16 protein-coding genes and 1 pseudogene are annotated in these 17,417 nt (G+C 71.8%); 10 read left to right on the top strand and 7 right to left on the bottom strand.

Annotated elements, in window-relative coordinates; all coding sequences use genetic code 11:
• Nucleotides 1-274: 274 nt before the first annotated feature.
• The 6 genes and pseudogenes from I6A60_RS11210 to I6A60_RS11185 form a co-directional block, all read left to right on the top strand.
• Nucleotides 275-2,116 (top strand): annotated as a pseudogene (locus tag I6A60_RS11210) (acetolactate synthase large subunit); the annotation flags it as partial.
• Between the two features lie 261 nt (nt 2,117-2,377).
• A complete protein-coding gene (gene ilvN / locus I6A60_RS11205) occupies nt 2,378-2,902 on the top strand; it encodes an acetolactate synthase small subunit (RefSeq protein WP_203022535.1) in 525 nt (174 codons plus the stop codon).
• A gap of 155 nt (nt 2,903-3,057) precedes the next feature.
• Nucleotides 3,058-4,050, top strand: a complete 993-nt coding sequence (gene ilvC, locus I6A60_RS11200; RefSeq protein WP_203022534.1) for a ketol-acid reductoisomerase — start codon at nt 3,058-3,060, stop codon at nt 4,048-4,050.
• A gap of 205 nt (nt 4,051-4,255) precedes the next feature.
• Entirely contained in the window at nt 4,256-5,839 is a 1,584-nt protein-coding gene (gene serA / locus I6A60_RS11195; RefSeq protein ID WP_203022533.1) for a phosphoglycerate dehydrogenase, read from the top strand.
• 229 nt (nt 5,840-6,068) lie between these two features.
• Nucleotides 6,069-6,860 (top strand): septum formation family protein, encoded by a 792-nt coding sequence (locus I6A60_RS11190; protein ID WP_238435229.1) that lies wholly within the window; start codon nt 6,069-6,071, stop codon nt 6,858-6,860.
• Between the two features lie 255 nt (nt 6,861-7,115).
• On the top strand, nt 7,116-9,011 hold the full coding sequence (locus tag I6A60_RS11185; protein WP_203022540.1) for a penicillin-binding transpeptidase domain-containing protein: 1,896 nt from the start codon (nt 7,116-7,118) through the stop codon (nt 9,009-9,011).
• Between the two features lie 14 nt (nt 9,012-9,025).
• Here the strand turns inward: I6A60_RS11185 and I6A60_RS11180 are convergent, their stop codons facing one another.
• Complete coding sequence (locus I6A60_RS11180) at nt 9,026-9,877, bottom strand: metallophosphoesterase (RefSeq protein WP_203022531.1); 852 nt, start codon at nt 9,875-9,877, stop codon at nt 9,026-9,028.
• Between the two features lie 187 nt (nt 9,878-10,064).
• On the opposite strand from I6A60_RS11180, the gene I6A60_RS11175 reads away from it, so the two are divergent.
• The 3 genes from I6A60_RS11175 to I6A60_RS11165 are packed head-to-tail and all read left to right on the top strand — an operon-like array spanning nt 10,065 to nt 12,018.
• Nucleotides 10,065-10,442: a GntR family transcriptional regulator gene (locus tag I6A60_RS11175; protein ID WP_013422206.1), complete on the top strand. Its 378-nt coding sequence runs from the start codon at nt 10,065-10,067 to the stop codon at nt 10,440-10,442.
• Nucleotides 10,439-11,335 carry an ABC transporter ATP-binding protein gene (locus I6A60_RS11170; RefSeq protein ID WP_203022530.1) on the top strand — a complete coding sequence of 299 codons (897 nt, stop codon included), beginning with the start codon at nt 10,439-10,441 and terminating at the stop codon, nt 11,333-11,335. Before I6A60_RS11175 ends, I6A60_RS11170 begins: the two co-directional genes overlap by 4 nt.
• The gene (locus I6A60_RS11165; RefSeq protein ID WP_203022529.1) at nt 11,332-12,018 is read left to right on the top strand and encodes an ABC transporter permease; all 687 of its coding nucleotides are present in this window, start codon (nt 11,332-11,334) and stop codon (nt 12,016-12,018) included. The genes I6A60_RS11170 and I6A60_RS11165 overlap by 4 nt, the downstream gene beginning before the upstream one ends.
• An 85-nt stretch (nt 12,019-12,103) precedes the next feature.
• Here I6A60_RS11165 and gatB read toward each other — a convergent pair whose 3' ends face one another.
• The 4 genes from gatB to gatC all read right to left on the bottom strand — a co-directional run bounded on the left by gatB (nt 12,104) and on the right by gatC (nt 15,872).
• On the bottom strand, nt 12,104-13,621 hold the full coding sequence (gene gatB, locus I6A60_RS11160) for an Asp-tRNA(Asn)/Glu-tRNA(Gln) amidotransferase subunit GatB (protein ID WP_203022528.1): 1,518 nt from the start codon (nt 13,619-13,621) through the stop codon (nt 12,104-12,106).
• Nucleotides 13,618-13,905 carry a hypothetical protein gene (locus I6A60_RS11155; RefSeq protein WP_203022527.1) on the bottom strand — a complete coding sequence of 96 codons (288 nt, stop codon included), beginning with the start codon at nt 13,903-13,905 and terminating at the stop codon, nt 13,618-13,620. The genes gatB and I6A60_RS11155 overlap by 4 nt, the downstream gene beginning before the upstream one ends.
• 43 nt (nt 13,906-13,948) lie before the next feature.
• Nucleotides 13,949-15,448 carry an Asp-tRNA(Asn)/Glu-tRNA(Gln) amidotransferase subunit GatA gene (gene gatA / locus I6A60_RS11150; RefSeq protein ID WP_203022526.1) on the bottom strand — a complete coding sequence of 500 codons (1,500 nt, stop codon included), beginning with the start codon at nt 15,446-15,448 and terminating at the stop codon, nt 13,949-13,951.
• A 127-nt stretch (nt 15,449-15,575) separates the two neighbouring features.
• Complete coding sequence (gene gatC / locus I6A60_RS11145; protein ID WP_203022525.1) at nt 15,576-15,872, bottom strand: Asp-tRNA(Asn)/Glu-tRNA(Gln) amidotransferase subunit GatC; 297 nt, start codon at nt 15,870-15,872, stop codon at nt 15,576-15,578.
• 270 nt (nt 15,873-16,142) lie between these two features.
• On the opposite strand from gatC, the gene I6A60_RS11140 reads away from it, so the two are divergent.
• Nucleotides 16,143-16,841 (top strand): ACT domain-containing protein, encoded by a 699-nt coding sequence (locus I6A60_RS11140; RefSeq protein ID WP_013422199.1) that lies wholly within the window; start codon nt 16,143-16,145, stop codon nt 16,839-16,841.
• Nucleotides 16,842-16,894: 53 nt separating this feature from the next.
• Here I6A60_RS11140 and I6A60_RS42785 read toward each other — a convergent pair whose 3' ends face one another.
• Nucleotides 16,895-17,023 carry a hypothetical protein gene (locus I6A60_RS42785; protein ID WP_255545324.1) on the bottom strand — a complete coding sequence of 43 codons (129 nt, stop codon included), beginning with the start codon at nt 17,021-17,023 and terminating at the stop codon, nt 16,895-16,897.
• Nucleotides 17,020-17,307 carry a hypothetical protein gene (locus tag I6A60_RS11135; RefSeq protein ID WP_203022524.1) on the bottom strand — a complete coding sequence of 96 codons (288 nt, stop codon included), beginning with the start codon at nt 17,305-17,307 and terminating at the stop codon, nt 17,020-17,022. The genes I6A60_RS42785 and I6A60_RS11135 overlap by 4 nt, the downstream gene beginning before the upstream one ends.
• Nucleotides 17,308-17,417: the final 110 nt, after the last annotated feature.

The following is a 17,417-nucleotide window of genomic DNA, read 5'->3' as shown; positions in this document are numbered from 1 at the left end:
GAGCATGCAACGGCGCACGGACGGAAAGCGAGGCACTCATGGCCTCAACACAGTAACCCAGCTCCGGCCCCGCCTGCGCCGTCGCATGCCCAACACTTCCCCTTGCGGCCGGATCCGGGTGGGCGCTTGACTCGGACGGCAGTTGTCAGCGAAGGTAGGTCCGTGCGTCTGAACATTCTTGTACGCGGAGAGCGTGCGTAGTCACCGGGGCAGGTCCCGGAGCCGACTCGTACGCAGCCCCTCAGTGCCCCTGGCACGAGGGGCTTTTTAGTGCCCTGGGCACGCCCGCGCGCCCCCCGATCCACGGCCCGTCAAGGAAGACGACCAGATGACTAGAGAGATCACCGGAGCCCAGTCGCTCGTCCATTCCCTGGAAGCGGTCGGAGCCGACGTTGTCTTCGGCATCCCGGGTGGCGCGATCCTGCCCGCCTACGACCCGCTGTACGACTCGACCCGGGTCCGGCACATCCTGGTCCGCCACGAGCAGGGCGCTGGGCACGCTGCCGAGGGCTACGCGCAGGCGACCGGCAAGGTCGGCGTCTGCATGGCGACCTCCGGCCCCGGGGCGACCAACCTGGTCACGCCAATCGCCGACGCCTACATGGACTCGGTGCCGATGGTCGCGATCACCGGCCAGGTCGCGCGGCCGGCGATCGGGACGGACGCCTTCCAGGAGGCGGACATCTGCGGCATCACGATGCCGATCACCAAGCACAACTTCCTGGTCCAGTCGGCCGACGACATCCCGCGCACGATCGCCGAGGCGTTCCACCTCGCCGCCACCGGCCGGCCCGGACCGGTGCTCGTCGACCTGCCCAAGGACGTGCTCCAGTCGCTGACGGCGGTGCTGCCGCACGAGGTGTGGCCGCCGACGCTCGACCTGCCCGGCTACCGGCCGGTGACCAGGCCGCACGCCAAGCAGGTCCGCGAGGCCGCCAAGATGATCAGCGCCTCCCGTCGGCCGGTGCTCTACATCGGCGGTGGCGTGCTGAAGTCCCGGGCCAGCGCCGAGCTGCGGATCCTCGCCGAGCTGACCGGCATCCCGGTCGTCACGACGCTGATGGCCCGGGGCGCGTTCCCGGACTCCCACCACCTCCACCTGGGCATGCCGGGCATGCACGGCTCGGTGGCCGCCGTCACCGCGTTGCAGAAGTCCGACCTGCTGATCGCGCTGGGCACCCGGTTCGACGACCGGGTCACCGGCAAGCTGTCGTCGTTCGCGCCGTCGGCGCAGATCATCCACGCCGACATCGACCCGGCCGAGATCGGCAAGAACCGGGTCGCCGACGTGCCGATCGTGGGCGACTGCCGGGAGGTCATCGCCGACCTGATCGGCGCGCTGCAGGCCGAGTCGAAGCCAGACCTCGCGGGCTGGTGGGACCACCTGAACCGGTGGCGTGAGACCTACCCGCTCGGCTTCACCGAGCCGGCCGACGGGTCACTGGCCCCGCAGCACGTCATCGAGCGGATCGGGAAGATCGCCGGTCCGGACGCGATCTACACGGCGGGCGTCGGCCAGCACCAGATGTGGGCCGCGCAGTTCATCTCCTACGAGCAGCCGTACACGTTCCTGAACTCCGGCGGCGCCGGGACGATGGGCTACGCGGTGCCGGCCGCGATGGGCGCGAAGGTCGGGCGCCCGGAGGCGACCGTCTGGGCGATCGACGGCGACGGCTGCTTCCAGATGACCAACCAGGAGCTCGCCACCTGCGCACTGGAAGGCATCCCGATCAAGGTCGCCGTCATCAACAACGGCGCCCTCGGCATGGTCCGCCAGTGGCAGACGCTGTTCTACGACGAGCGCTACTCGAACACCGACCTGGGCACCCACCCGGCCAGCTCGCGCACCGGAGTGAAGCGCGTCCCCGACTTCGTCCGGCTCGCCGAGGCGCTCGGCTGCGTCGGCCTGCGCTGCGAGACGGCCGGGGACGTCGACAGCACGATCGAGAAGGCGATGGCGATCGACGACGCGCCGGTCGTGATCGACTTCGTGGTGCACCCGGACGCGATGGTGTGGCCGATGGTCGCCGCCGGCTCCAGCAACGACGACATCAAGGTCGCCCGCGGCATGGCGCCGGACTTTGACTACAGCGGCGACGCAGAGGTGAACCTTTAACATGGTTCGCTCCGTCCGGGCGCGGACCTCCGGCGCCCCGCTCGCCTTCGGCGTCGCGGGGCACCTCCGGTCCGCGTCCTCCTCCGCGAACGTGCGCTGCGGCGACCTCCGCTGCGGCCCGGCCACTTCGCTGCGCTCGTGGGCGGGCCTCCGCGGAGGCGCGCCTTCGCGCCGCATGGTCGGGCAGCGCTTCTCGCCGTTGAACCTTCCCGCCAGTTTGATCAAGAACCCCGCGCACTCTTCTGGAAGGGCGATAGCGCCGTGACCAGGCACACGCTTTCTGTTCTTGTGGAGAACAAGCCGGGGGTGTTGGCCCGGGTCGCCAGTCTGTTCTCCCGGCGCGGCTTCAACATCGAGTCGCTGGCCGTCGGGCCGACGGAGCACAGTGACATCTCGCGGATGACCATCGTCGTGGCCGTCGACGAGCTGCCACTGGAGCAGGTGACCAAGCAGCTGAACAAGCTGGTGAACGTGCTCAAGATCGTCGAGATGGACGCGGACGTGTCGGTGCAGCGCGAGCTGGTCCTGATCAAGGTGCGCGCCGACGCGACGGTCCGCTCGCAGGTCCTGGAGCTCGTCGGGCTGTTCCGGGCGAAGGTCGTCGACGTGGCGAGCGACGCCGTCACGGTGGAGGCCACCGGAACGCATGACAAGCTGGACGCGCTGGTCCGGGTCCTGGAGCCGTTCGGCATCAAGGAACTCGTCCAGTCCGGCATGGTCGCGCTCGGCCGGGGCTCCCGCTCGATCACCGACCGAAGCCTGCGGGCCTTGGAGCGCACGGCGTAGCCAAGCCCTGGCTAACGGTAAGATCGCGCGCTGACGCCGAGGGCCTCAGGCCCGAAAGCCCAGCTCGCGAGACCAGTCAGACCAAGTTCACCGGCGGCGGAAGAGGCGCGGAGCGCCGACTTCCGCCGAACGCCCTACAAGGAGATTCGCCCACGATGGTCGAGATCTACTACGACGACGACGCCAACCTCGACGACCTGACCGACCGGAAGGTCGCGATCATCGGGTATGGCAGCCAGGGCCACGCGCACGCGCTGAACCTGCGGGACTCGGGCGTCGACGTCCGCGTCGGCCTGCCGAAGACCAGCAAGAGCCGGGCGAAGGCGCAGGAGGAGGGCCTTCGGGTCGTCACTCCGTTCGAGGCCGCCGCCGAGGCCGACATCATCATGATCCTCGCGCCGGACACCGCCCACCGGAAGATCTACGCCGAGTCGATCCTGCCGAACCTCAAGGCCGGCGACGCGCTCGCCTTCGGCCACGGCTTCAACATCCGCTACAACCTGATCAGCCCGCCCGAGGGCGTCGACGTCTTCATGATCGCCCCCAAGGGCCCGGGCCACCTGGTTCGCCGGGTGTTCCAGGAGGGCAAGGGCGTGCCGTGCCTCGTCGCGGTCGAGACCGACGCGACCGGCAAGGCGCTGGCCACCGCGCTCGCGTACGCCAAGGGCATCGGCGGCACCCGCGCCGGCACGCTGCGCACGACCTTCACCGAGGAGACCGAGACCGACCTGTTCGGTGAGCAGGCCGTCCTGTGCGGTGGCGCGTCCGCCCTGGTCCAGGCCGGGTTCGAGACGCTGGTCGAGGCCGGCTACCAGCCGGAGATCGCCTACTTCGAGTGCCTGCACGAGCTGAAGCTCATCGTCGACCTGATGTACGAGGGCGGCATCTCCCAGATGCGCTACTCGATCTCCGACACCGCCGAGTACGGCGACGTCACCCGGGGCCCGCGGGTCGTCACCCCGGCGGTCAAGGGCGAGATGCGCAAGATCCTGGACGAGATCCAGGACGGCACCTTCGCCCGCGAGTGGGTCGCCGAGGACGACAACGGCCGCCCGAACTTCACCAAGCTCGTCGACGAGGGCAAGTCCCACCCGATCGAGAAGGTCGGCGCGAAGCTGCGCTCCATGATGTCCTGGATCGCCAACTAGCCGGGGTTTCGTAACTTCCGCGTAATGTCCAGTGACGGCCGGTAGGCCGTTGCTGGACGTTACGTGTTTTTGGGGCCGGCGTGACCTGGGACACCCGCTAAGCTCCTAGCCGCCGGAGGCGTCTGCCTGGCGCGGCCGGAGCGGCGGCAGCGCGCGAAGATCCGCGGCGGCGCCGCGCCCCTGCGCGTCTCAACGAGGAGCTCCCGTGCCCGTCGTACTCGTAGCCGAGGAGCTCTCGCCGGCCGGCCTGGCGGTATTGTCCGGCGACTTCGAGCTCCGCCACGTGGACGGCGCCGACCGCTCCGCCCTGCTGCCCGCGCTCGCCGACGTCGACGCGGTGATCGTCCGGTCCGCGACGAAGATCGACGCCGAGGCGCTGGCCGCCGCGCCGAAGCTCAAGGTCGTCGCCCGCGCCGGCATCGGGCTCGACAACGTCGACGTACCCGCCGCCACCACCCGCGGCGTCATGGTCGTCAACGCGCCGCAGTCGAACATCGTGAGCGCGGCCGAGCACGCGATCGCGCTGCTGCTCGCGGTCGCCCGCCGGGTTCCGGCCGCCGACCAGTCGCTGCAGAACGGCGAGTGGAAGCGCTCGAAGTACACCGGCGTCGAGCTCACGGAGAAGGTCGCCGGCGTCGTCGGCCTCGGCCGGATCGGTCAGCTGGTCGCGGCGCGGCTCGCCGCCTTCGGCATGACGCTCGTCGCCTACGACCCCTACCTCGCGCCGGCCCGGGCCGCGCAGATGGGCGTGCGTCTGGTCGACCTCGACGAGCTGCTGCGGGTCAGCGACGCCATCACGATCCACCTGCCGAAGACCAAGGAGACCCTTGGCCTGATCGGCGCCGACGAGCTGGCGAAGACCAAGCCCGGCGTCATCATCGTCAACGCCGCCCGCGGCGGGCTCGTCGTCGAGGAAGCGCTGGCGGACGCGATCCGCTCCGGCCACGTCGGCGGCGCGGGCCTCGACGTCTTCGTCAAGGAGCCGACCACCTCCTCGCCGCTGTTCGGGCTGGAGAACGTCGTCGTCACACCGCACCTGGGGGCCTCCACCAACGAGGCGCAGGAGAAGGCGGGCCTCGCGGTCGCGCGGTCGGTGCGTCTCGCGCTGCAGGGCGAGTTCGTCCCGGACGCGGTCAACGTGCAGGCCGGCGGCGTGGTCGCCGAGGACGTCCGGCCCGGTCTTCCGCTGGCGGAGAAGCTCGGCCAGGTGTTCACCGGTATCGCCGGCGGCCTGCCGGAGAACCTGACCGTCGAGATCCGCGGCGAGATCACCGAGTTCGACGTCTCCGTGCTGCAGCTCGCGGCGCTCAAGGGCGTGTTCCACGACGTCGTCGAGGAACAGGTCACCTACGTGAACGCGCCGCTGCTGGCCAAGGAGCGACACGTCGAGGTGGTTCTGGAGACCCACCGGGACAGCCCGGACTACCGCAACCTGGTCACCCTGCGTGGGGCGCTCGCGGACGGCACGGTGGTCTCGATCGCCGGCACGCTGATCGGCACCCGGCAGGTCGAGAAGATCACCGCGATCGACGGCTTCGAGGTCGACCTGAGGCCGGAGGCGCACCTGGCGTTCTTCCGGTACGAGGACCGGCCTGGCATCGTCGGCGCGGTCGGCGAGCTGTTGGGCGACGCGCACATCAACATCGCCAGCGCCCAGGTCAGCCGGCTCGCCGTCGGCGGCCCGGCGCTGATGTCGCTCTCGCTCGACGACGCCGTCCCGGCCGACATCCTGCAGGAGATCGCGAAGATCATCGGCGCGCCGTACGCGCGGGCGGTCAGCGTCAGCTAGCGAATCCCCCGGCACGGACAACTCGGCGAAGCGCGAACCGAGCGTCACTCGGGCCGAGGGCCGCTTTGCACCGCGCGTCAGCGACAAGTCACCGGGCGTCCCATTCTGGCGGGGCTGGAGGCAAAAAGAGGCCCGGTCGACCCCGGACCGTGGGGCATTCGTTGTGGTCTATCCGCCCGTTGATGGAAAGACCATCGGGATGGCCCGGCGCGGGTTTACCGTTGCTGCCATGGCGTCGCCGGAACGGGAGCCCGCGGAGCACCGGGACCCCTTCGAGAACTTGCGCTTGGACGAAGGATTCGTCCGGGCCGCGCGGTTCGTCGAGCCATCAGCCGCCGAGCGCGGTCGGACGGGCGACCGGCGCGACCCGGGCCGTTGCCAGGTCGTGCCCGCCAACCGGCGTCTTCCCGCCGGCATGCACAGGATGGTCTGGACTCCGGGCCCGGGGCCGCGGCGGCGCCGGGCAGCCCGGGTCCTCGCCTTCGTCGCGGTGCTCGCGGGCGTCATGAGCATCGTCATCACGCTGCGTCACACAACCAACCGCACTCCGGCGACGACACCGACCGCGACCGGCACCGGTCGAGCCACCTCCACGTCCGCGCCCCTCGCGCCGCGGACGGCCAGTGGCTACCAGGTGTCCTCGACCCTGCTGCCGACGCTCAAGGTCGGCGACTGCGTCACGTGGGCGCTTCGCCCCGGTTCGACCGGCGCCATGGTCGTCTCGTGCACGACGCCGCACCGCGCCGAAGTGGTGAAGATGCTCGGCCTCGCCGGGCAGGCGCCCGGCGACATCTGGCCGGGATCCGCGGCCCTGGACAGCCTCGCGGCGACCCAGTGTGCCGAGGCTTTCCTGAGCTACACCAGTCATGCCAGGCCCGATCTGGAGATCGTCTCCAGCGCGTTGGAACCCAGCTCCGACGGGTGGAACGCGGGGACGCAGCAGCTGGCCTGTACGGCCCAGCTTCCCAATCGAGCCACGGTCAGCGAGTCGTTCGCCAGCCTCGCCACCACGCCGGCCTGACGCCACGTCATCCTGATGCCCAGGCCGACCTCCGGTCGGTCCTGTGCCTGACGTGCGCCCGGCGCCTGGGGACCTCCACAACCGGCACAGACAGCACCCAGCGCTGACGCGACATGCGGCGAGCCGCTACGCAACGTAAGTTACGGCCGTCGGCATCCCCGGACCAGCACCGTTGACGGACGGTCCGGGCGCGAGCCGTCGCGGCGATCCGGGGGAGGTAGCGCCGTGCCTTTGACTCCAGGCGGTTTCACAGCGATGGGCGGCGGGGGCCGGCGGCGGCGGGGCTCACGGCGCGGCGCCGCACTGGCCGCGGTCGTACTGCTGCTGCTCGGCGCCGGGGCCGGCGGCGGGTTCCTCTGGAAGACCGCACGCGACCGCAGCTCCGCCGACCGGGCGGTCCGCGACGTCGCGGTGGCCTATCTCGGGTCGTGGCGGGCGATCGACCGGGACCGCCCGGCCACACCTCCGGCCGTGACGCCGTCCCGGGCCGCTTCGGACGGCAGCGCGGCCGGCCCGTCGGCCACGCCGAGCGCGACCGTCACCCCGCAGGCCTCCGCGGCGCCTGCCTTGTTCGTCGCCAACGGCACGGCCCACGGCGGCGCGGGCGCGGGCGGCGGCGCGGGCGCCGGCGCTGCCGGGGTCTCCGCCGTCACCGGGCCGGGTGCCGCGGGCGCTGCCGGGATCGCGGCCGTCACCGTCCCGGGCGACACCGACGTCTCGACCCTGGTCAACGCGATGACCGACATGCGCGACCGGCTGAGCATCAGCGACGCCAGCTTCACCCCCGGCAAGGTCCACCGCGCCGGCACGAGCGCGACCGTCCCCTACACCGCGACGCTGCGCCTGGCGGACGAGCCGACGCCGTGGACGTACCCCGGCCAGCTGTCCCTGACGAAGCTCGGGGGCGTGTGGCGGGTGCAGGCGCGGCTGTCCTCGGTGCAGCCCGACCTCGCGCCGGGGCTGCGGTTCGACCGGACCGGCTCGACGGCCAGCCGCGGGCGGCTGCTCGACACCGCCGGCCGGCCGCTGGCCGAGGACCAGGATCTCGCCGGCAACCTCGTCGGCCAGATCTCCCCGCCGAGCGGGCTGCAGCGGGCCTACAACAACCGGCTCGAGGCTCTCGGCGGCCAGATCGTGCTGCGCGACGCGGCGGGGAAAACGGTGAAGACTCCGCAGACCTGGCCGATGGCCAACGGCCAGACGATACGCACCTCCATCAACCTCTCCGTCCAGCAGGCCGCCGAGGCGGCGCTGGCGACCTCGCGGTGGCCGGCCGCGGCGCTCGTCGCGATCGACACCCGGACCGGGGGCATCCTCGCGTCGGCGAACCACCCGCCCAGCGGCTACGGCCGGGCCCTGCGCGGCACGTACCCGCCGGGCTCGACTTTCAAGATCGTGACGGCGACCGCCGCGCTGATGAACGGGCGTAACGCCAACACCCAGCTGGACTGCTCGCAGACCATCCTGGCCGGCGGCCGATCCTTCTCGAACGCGGAGAACGAGAAGTTCGGGCCGCTGACGCTGCGCGACGCGTTCGCCCGCAGCTGCAACACGGCTTTCGTCGGCCTCGCCGAGTCGCTACCCCCTGGCGCGCTGGAGAAGGCCGCCCAGTTGTACGGCTTCGACGGGGCGGCGCCGTTGCCGATCGCGAGCGTCGGGGGCGTCTTCCCGGCCCCGCGGGACGGCGCCGAGCTGGCCTCGTCCGCGATCGGCCAGGGGCGGATCGCCGCGTCTCCGGCGCAGATGGCGAGCGTCGCGGCCGCGGTGGCCAGCGGCACCTGGCGCTCACCGTTCGTCGTCGGCGGCCCGGCCCGGTCCCACCAGCTGCCGGCGAAGATCCTGCCGGACCTGCGCTCGTTCATGCGGGCGGTCGTCACGGACGGGACAGCGGCGCAGGTCCAGTTCCCCGGTGAGGTGTTCGGCAAGACCGGCACGGCCGAGTACAACGCGGGGAACCCGCCGCCGACCCACGCCTGGTTCGTCGGCTACCGGGGCCCGATCGCCTTCGCGGTCCTCGTCGAGGACGGCGGCTTCGGCGCCGAGTCCGCCGCCCCGATCGCCGCCGCCTTCCTGAACGCCCTCGACGGCAACCTCCCGCCCCCGGCCAACCCGGCAACCGCCCCCGCAACCACCACCGCCGCTCCCGGCTGAGCTCAGCCGACCGGTCAGGCGTCGACCGGCAGGATCTGGCGGAGTGGGGGGCGCTGGTAGTGGGCCGGGCGGCGGGTCCACTCCCGGGGGTAGCCGAGGGAGACCTCCTCGAAGCGGACGCCGTCGTAGCTGGTGGTCCGCGGGATGTGCAGGTGGCCGTAGACGGCGGCGGCGGCGCGGAAGCGCAGGTGCCAGTCGGCGGTCAGCTCGGTGCCGCACCACTGGGCGAACTCGGGGTAGCGCAGCACCCTGGTCGGCTCGCGGACCAGCGGGAAGTGGTTGACCAGCAGGGTTGGCGGGCCGGCGGGATCAAGCGCTTCCAGCCGAGCCTCGGTGAGCGCGACCCGGGACCGGCACCAGTCGTCAATGGCCGGGAACGGGTCGGGATGCAGCAGGTGCTCGTCCGAGCAGACGACGCCGGTCGAGTAGGCGTAGGCGAGCGCCTCGGCCTTGGTCGACGTGCCCTGCGGCCGGAACGTGTAGTCGTAGAGCAGGAACATCGGCGCGACCACGACCGGGCCGCCCGGCCCGTCCCAGATCGGGTAGGGATCCTCCGGCGTGAGCACGCCGAGCTCGCGGCAGATGTCGACCAGGTGCCAGTAGCGGGCGACGCCGCGTAGCTGGACCGGGTCGCGGTTCGGCGTCCACAGCTCGTGGTTGCCCGGCACCCAGATGACCTTCGCGAACCTGCCGGCCAGCAGCGTGAGCGCCCAGCGGAACTCGGCGACGTACTCGGCGACGTCACCGACGACGAGCAGCCAGTCGTCGTCCCCGCTCGGCCGCATCGCCTCGACGACGGCCCGGTTCTCCTGATGGCGGACGTGCAGATCGCTGCACGCGAGCAGGTTCCGGGAGGCTGCGGCCATTCTTCCGATGGTCGCACAGGCCGCCCCGAACAGGCCGCGCCCGCCAGGACTGTGATCTTGTCGCGTTCGCCACCAGTCGTGGCCATGACACCGGTCCACTCGCTTCGCCCCGAGATCTCCCTTGACAGATCACCTCTTTGGTTAGTTACTTGAGTAGGTAACCAACCGGGCAGCGAAGGGAGGGGTCTTGCTCGATGAGGGGACACCGCTGTTCGCCCAGATCGCCGAGCGACTGGCCGAGGAGATCGCCGATGGCGCCCTGGCGGAGGGCGGACGAGTGCCATCGACCAACGAGTTGGCCGCCTTCTACCGGATCAACCCAGCCACCGCGGCGAAGGGAATCAACGTGCTGACCGACGACGGACTGCTGGAGAAGCGGCGGGGCATCGGCATGTTCGTCGCCGCGGGCGCCCGGGACCGCCTGATCCAGGAGCGCCGCAAGCGGTTCGCGGAGCGCTATGTCGCCCCGCTGGTCACCGAGGCCACCCGGCTCGGGATCGACGCCGAGACCCTGACCGCCCTGATCCACGAGGCCAGCCACACGCAGGAGGGCGTCACCCCATGACCACGACGATCTCGCTCGCCGGCGTGACCCGGCGCTACCGGGGCCACGTAGCCCTGGACGACGTCACACTCGACGTGCAGGGCCCCACGATCACCGGGCTGCTGGGCCGCAACGGCGCCGGCAAGACGACGCTGATGCGGATCATCGCCGCCCAGCAGTTCCCGTCGGCCGGCCAGGTGCTGGTTCTCGGCGCCAGCCCGGTCGAGAACGACGCCATCCTGCGCCGCATGGTCTTCGTGCGTGAGGACCAGGTCTTCCCCGACATCCGGGTCCGCGACGCCCTGCGGATGGCGGCGCGGTTCTACCCGAACTGGAACACCGAGCTGGCCGACGAGCTGGTCACCGAGTTCGAGCTGCCGAGCCGCCGACCGGTCAAGAAGCTCTCCCGGGGGATGCGGTCCGCGCTGAGCATCGTGATCGGCCTGGCCGCGCGGACCGAGGTCGTGCTGTTCGACGAGCCCTACGCCGGCCTCGACGCGGTCGCGCGCCAGGTGTTCTACGACCGGCTGCTGCTCGACTACGCGGAGCACCCGCGCACCGTGCTGCTGTCCACCCACCTGGTCGACGAGGTCGCCGGGCTGCTCGACCAGGTCGTGATCATCAACCGCGGCCGGGTCGTCCTGAACGCCGCGGCCGACGACCTGCGGGGCCGGTACACGTCGGTGAGCGGCCCGGCCGCCGCGGTGGCCGAGCTGGTCGCCGGGCGCCCCACCTGGGAGCGCCGCAGGCTCGCGTCGCAGGAGGCCGTCGTCCTGGCCGAGCCGCTCGACGAGTCCGACCGGCTGCGCGCGCAGGAACTGCACCTGCGGATGGAACCCCTGTCCCTGCAACAGATGCTGGTCGCCGTCTCCGGCCAGGCCGGCGAGGACTCGCTGGAGAGGACGAACGCATGACCACCCGGCGCACCATCGCCAACGTCGCCCAGTACCACCTGGTCAACCGGCTGGTCTACCTCGGCATGCCCTGGGCCATCGTGGGGTTCAGCTTCGTCGTCAACCTCGTCGTGTCCACCCAGGTGGACGGGGTGCGGACCGGCGGGCTTGGCGCGATCTTCATCTACGTGCTCGTCTGCGGGATCTACAGCACCACGGCCTCGCTGCCGTTCGGGCTCGCCCTGGGTGTCAGCAGGCGGTCCTACTACCTGGGGACGATCTGCCTCTGGGCGGCCATCGCCGCGGCCGACGGGGCCGTGATCACCGCGCTGCAGGCGATCGAGCGGGCCACCGGCGGCTGGGGCGGGCACCTGTACTTCTTCCGGATCGCCGACATCCTCGACGGTCCCTGGTACGTCACCTGGCTGACGTCGTTCGTGAGCATCGCGATGCTGTTCACCTACGGCATGTGGTTCGGGATCGTGTTCCGCCGCTGGGGCATCCTCGGTTCGCTCGCCTTCGGCGCCGCCCAGGTCACCGTGGCGGTCGTCGCCATCCTGGTCGTCACCTGGACGCACGCCTGGGCTGGCGTCGGCGACTTCCTCACCAGTGCCGACGCGCTGGGACTGACCGCGATCCTGGCGGTGCTCGCCGCGGCCCTGCTGGCCGGCGGGTTCAGCACGATCCGCCGGACCACGGTCTGACCAGGCGACCGGTCGGGACCTCATCCCCCGGACGGCCCGCGGCCGATCGGCCTCGCCCTGGCGAGACCGGTCGGCCGCTCGCGGCTTATGCCGCGCCGAGCCGCTCCAGCAGGAGCGCCCGGACGGTCGAGGCGACGGCCTGGCCCTTCATGGCCTTCATGACGGCTCCGACCAGCGGGCCGACGGCGTTGAGGTTGCCGCCGCGGACCTTGTCCGCGAGGTCCGGGGACGCGGCGATCGCTGTGTCAACGGCCGCGGACAGCGCGGTGTCGTCGGTGACGACGGCCAAGCCGCGGGCCGACACGACGTCGTCCGGGTTGCCCTCACCGGCGAGCACCCCGTCGATGACCTTGCGGGCCAGCGCGTCGGTGAGGCTCCCGTCGGCGATCAGCTCGATGATCCGGGCCACGTCGACCGGCCGGATCGCCAGCTCCGCGGGGGTCACGCCCTGGTCGGACGCGCGTCGGGCCAGCTCGTTCAGCCACCACTTGCGCGCCGCCGGGGCGGCCGCGCCGGCGGCGATCGTCTGCTCGACCAGTTCCAGGGCGCCCGCGTTGCTCATGTCGACGAGATCGCGCGGGCTGAAGCCGTGCTCGGCGATCAGCCGGGCCCGCCGCTGCGACGGCAGCTCCGGCAGCGACGCCCCGACGGCGTCGATGTACTCCCGGGTCAGCGCCAGCGGGGTCAGATCCGGCTCCGGGAAGTACCGGTAGTCGGTCGCCTCCTCCTTCGAGCGGCCAGCCGCGGTGCGGCCCGAGGCCTCCTCGAAGTGGCGGGTCTCCTGGTGAATCCGCTCGCCACCGTCCAGCAGCGCCGCCTGGCGGGTGATCTCGTAACGGGCGGCCCGCTCGACCGACCGCAGCGAGTTGAGGTTCTTGGTCTCCGTCCGGGTGCCGAACGGCGCGTCCGGCTCGCCGGGAACCGGCCGGCGGCGCAGCGAGACGTTCGCGTCGCAGCGCAGTGAGCCCTGCTCCATCCGGACGTCGGACACGGCGAGCGAGCGGCACAGCTCGCGCAGCTCCTCGACGTAGGCGCGGGCCACCTCGGGCGAGCGGATGTCCGGCTCGGTGACGATCTCCACCAGCGGGATGCCGGCCCGGTTGTAGTCGACGAGCGAGTGGGTCGCGCCGTGGATCCGGCCGGTGGCACCGCCGACGTGCAGCGACTTCCCGGTGTCCTCCTCCAGGTGCACCCGGGTGATGCCGACCCGGTGCACCTCCCCGTCGACCTCGACGGCCAGCCAGCCGTCCGAGCACAGCGGCTCGTCGTACTGGCTGATCTGGAAGTTCTTCGGCATGTCCGGGTAGAAGTAGTTCTTCCGGGCGAACCGGCACCAGGACGCGATCGAGCAGTTCAGCGCCAGGCCGATCATGACGGCGAACCGGATCGCCGCCTCGTTGACCACCGGCAGCGCGCCGGGCAGCCCGAGGCAGACCGGGCAGACCTGGGTGTTCGGCGCCGCACCGAACGAGGTCGAGCAGCCGCAGAACATCTTCGACGCGGTGCCGAGCTCGACGTGCGTCTCCAGGCCGATCACCGGCTCGTACCGGGCGACCGCGTCCTCGAAGGACGGGGTGGCGATGACGGCGCCGTCCGTGCTCACCGGGACTCCTCTGCGTCCGTGCGCGTGTCCGTGTCTGTGTCGTGCGGGGCCGCAGGGTCCTCGTCCTGGCCCGGCGTGGCCGGCGCTTCCAGGTCGTCGCCCTGTCCGCGGGTGTCGCGCACGTGGATGTAGGTCAGGAAGATCGCGGCCAGCAGGCCGACCGTCCCCCAGACCAGCAGGATCCCGCTGACCGCGAGCCCGCCGATCACCAGCACGACGGCGGTGAACAGCCACAGCACGATCAGCAGCGTTCTGTCCTGCCGCCTGCTGCGCAGCCCGACCATGATGGTTGTCCTTCCGTCTCGTCCGACTGAGCCCTGCCGCTTGTCAGAGCGCGGGCGCGGCCGCCAGCAGCGGGTAGCCGCGGCGGGCGTCGAGCGCCGCCTCCAGCGCGCCGCCGACCTCGTAGAGCCGCTCGTCGGCGAAGGCCGGGGCCATGATCTGGAAGCCGACCGGCAGACCATCCGAGAGGCCGGCCGGGACGCTCATCGCCGGCACGCCCGCCAGGTTCGCCGGGATCGTGCACAGGTCGTTGAGGTACATGGCGATCGGGTCGTCGACCTTCGCCCCGATCGGGAACGCGACCGTGGGCGTGGTCGGCGAGACGAGCACGTCGACCTGCTCGAACGCCGCGGTGAAGTCCCGGCTGATCAGCGTCCGTACCTTCTGCGCCTGACCGTAGTAGGCGTCGTAGTAGCCGGACGACAGGGCGTAGGTGCCCAGGATGATCCGCCGCTTGACCTCGGGGCCGAAACCGGCCGCCCGGGTGCGGCTCATGACCTCCTCGGCGCCGGCCAGCCCGTCGTCGCCGAGCCGCAGGCCGAAGCGCATCGCGTCGAACCGGGCCAGGTTCGACGAGCACTCGCTCGGCGCGATCAGGTAGTAGGCAGCCAGCGCGTACTCGAAGTGCGGGCAGCTGACCTCGACGATCTCCGCCCCGAGCTCGGCGAGCAGCGCCACCGCCTCGTCGAAGCGGGCCTGCACACCGGGCTCGTAGCCGTCCCCGGACAGCTCCCGGACGACCCCGATCCGCATCCCGCGCACCTCGCGGCGCACGGCGGCCTCGACCACCGGCGGGACCGGCCGGTCGACGCTGGTGGAGTCACACGGATCGTGGCCGGCGATCGCGGCGTGCAGCAGCGCGGCGTCGGTGACGGTCCTGGCCAGCGGGCCGGCCTGGTCGAGCGAGCTCGAGAAGGCCACCAGCCCGTATCGCGACACCCCGCCGTAGGTGGGCTTCACGCCCACCAGGCCGCAGACGGCGGCCGGCTGGCGGATCGAGCCACCGGTGTCCGTACCGATCGCCAGCGGCGCCTCGAAGGCGGCGACCGCGGCCGACGAGCCGCCGGAGCTGCCACCGGGGATGCGGCTGAGGTCCCACGGGTTGCGGGTGGCGCCGTAGGCCGAGTTCTCGGTCGACGAGCCCATCGCGAACTCGTCCATGTTGGCCTTGCCGAGGATCACGACGTCGGCGGCCCGCAGGCGCGCGGTGACGGTCGCGTCATACGGCGGGTACCAGCCCTCGAGGATGCGGCTCCCGCAGGTCGTCGGCTGGCCCTTGGCCGTCAGGACGTCCTTGAGGGCGAGCGGGACGCCGGCGAGCGGCCCGAGCTGCTCGCCGGCGGCGCGGCGGGCGTCGACCCCGGCCGCGGCGACGAGCGCGCCCTCGACGTCGACGTGCAGGAAGGCGTGCACGGCGTCGTCGACCTTGGCGATCCGGTCGAGCGCCGCCTGGGTGGCCTCGACGGCGGACAGCTCGCCGGCCGCGATCGCTGCCGCGGTCTCGACGGCGGTGAGCCGGACGACGTCGGCGGATGCGTCGGTCATGGCTGCGGTCGGTCCTTCTCTGTGGTCTGTGGGCCTCAATGAGGCTTCCTGGTCGGTCGCGCGGGCGCGTCGACACCGCGCCACCGGGACTCCGTCCGGCGAGCGGGCCCGGCGAGCCGAGGCGCCGCTACTCGTCCGGGTCGAGGATGCGCGGTACCCGGAAGCGGCCGTCCTCGACGGACGGCGCCCCGGCCAGCGCCTCCTCCGCCGTCAGCGACGGCCGGGTCGTGTCGACCCGGAAGACGTTGGTGAGCGGCACGGCGTGGCTGGTGGGCGGGATGTCCGCCGCCGCGACCTCGGCGACCCGGGCGACGGCGGACAGGATCTGGTCCAGCTGCGGTGCGAGCGCGTCGAGCTCGGCGTCCGACAGCGACATCCGCGACAGGCGGGCGAGATGCGCGACCTCGTCCCTGGTGATGGCCATTGGCGGTGGACCCCTGTTCTACGGCCGTCTGTCGGCCGGTTGTCGCCAGTGTCCAGCCAACGGCCTGACCGGACCATGGATTTTGCCGGGGGCGACGACGAGCGACACCTCGGCGTGTCTGCGTAGCCTCATCGTACGGCGGACGCCGACGCGCCTGCCGTCGGGCGACACGCGATCTTCCCGCGCCGGGCGGCGGCGCAGCCGGGACGACATTCAGGAACGCACGCGGATGTCACCACGGCGTCACGCCGATCCGGAATCCTCGACGTCATGTCGTACCTCCTGCGTCTGCTGCTGCCCGACCGACCCGGCGCGCTCGGGGCGGTGGCGACGGCGCTGGGGCGGGTCGGGATCGACATCATCAGCCTCGCCGTCGTCGAACGGTCGACGGACGGCGCGATAGACGACCTGGTGGTGCAGCTGCCCATGGGTGGCCTCGCGGACAGCGCGCTGACGGCCGCGCACTCGGTCGCGGGCGTGCGGGTCGAGTCGCTGCGGCCGTATCTCGCGGACGGGGCCGGGGTCAGCGACGACCTGGACCTGGTGGACGCGCTCACTGACCGGCCGGGCGAGGCGGCCGCCATGCTCGCCGACCTCGTGCCCGGGGTCTTCCACGCGGACTGGGCTCTGCTGCTCGACTACGCGGGGCCGGGCGACGTGCGCATCCGGGAGGCCTCGGTCGGCGCGCCGGACCTGGGCGTGTACGACTACGCGAGCCCGCCGCGGGCGATCGAGCCGGTGCCGTGGCTGCCGCTGCCCGAGGCGAGGGTGATCGACCCGGCCGAAGGCGGCCTGCCGGCGCGGTGGTCCGAGCGCGGCATGGAACTGGCCGCCGCCCCCGTCGGCTGCGCCGAGCTGGTGATCCTCATCGGCCGTCCCGGTGGCCCGAGGTTCCGTTCCTCCGAGGTCGCCCGCCTGGCCCACCTCGCCGGCATCACCGCATCCCTCGCCCGCCGCACCGCCCTGTGACAAACCGGCTTGGCGGTGAAGCGGCGGCCAGCGTCGACCGGCCAGGCGTGATCTCAGAAGTTGTTCGGCCCACAGAGCGTCACGGTCGTGATCAACATCTTGGCGGGCAGCTCGGGCGGGCCGTAGGACTCCAGGGCCGCGATGATGTTGGTGTCGACGACCGCGATGTCGTGGGTAGTCACAAGCCGGTCCCCTCGTAGGGGTCACCCAGGTCGTCGTCCAGGAAGGCGTCGAGGTCTTCGCGGAGTTCCCCAGGATCGAGGACCGGAGCATCGGCGAAGGCCGCGAGCGCGTCCTCCCGGGAGACCCCACGCCAGCGGCGCGCCGGAACGATCTCCGCGAGCGGCTCGCCGTCCACCGTCAGCGTGTAGATCCACCCGTCGCGAAGGCCGCGGGTGACAGCCTCGGGATCCTCCGTGAACTGACTGACGCTGACCGTCGATCGCCGCTCACCGGTGGGCGCCATGATCCGAGAGTAGTCGGCGCACCCCGTGGCGCACCGAAGGCCGTCGACGAGTATCCCGGCGGAGCCGACCGCCCTCCCGCCGCCGATGCCCGAGCCATGGTCAGAACGCG

The sequence above is a fragment of the Frankia sp. AgB1.9 genome, from assembly GCF_016786355.1.
Lineage (GTDB): Bacteria > Actinomycetota > Actinomycetes > Frankiales > Frankiaceae > Pseudofrankia.
Note: the sequence above shows the minus strand (reverse complement) of the source record. Positions and strands in the feature narration are given on the sequence as shown.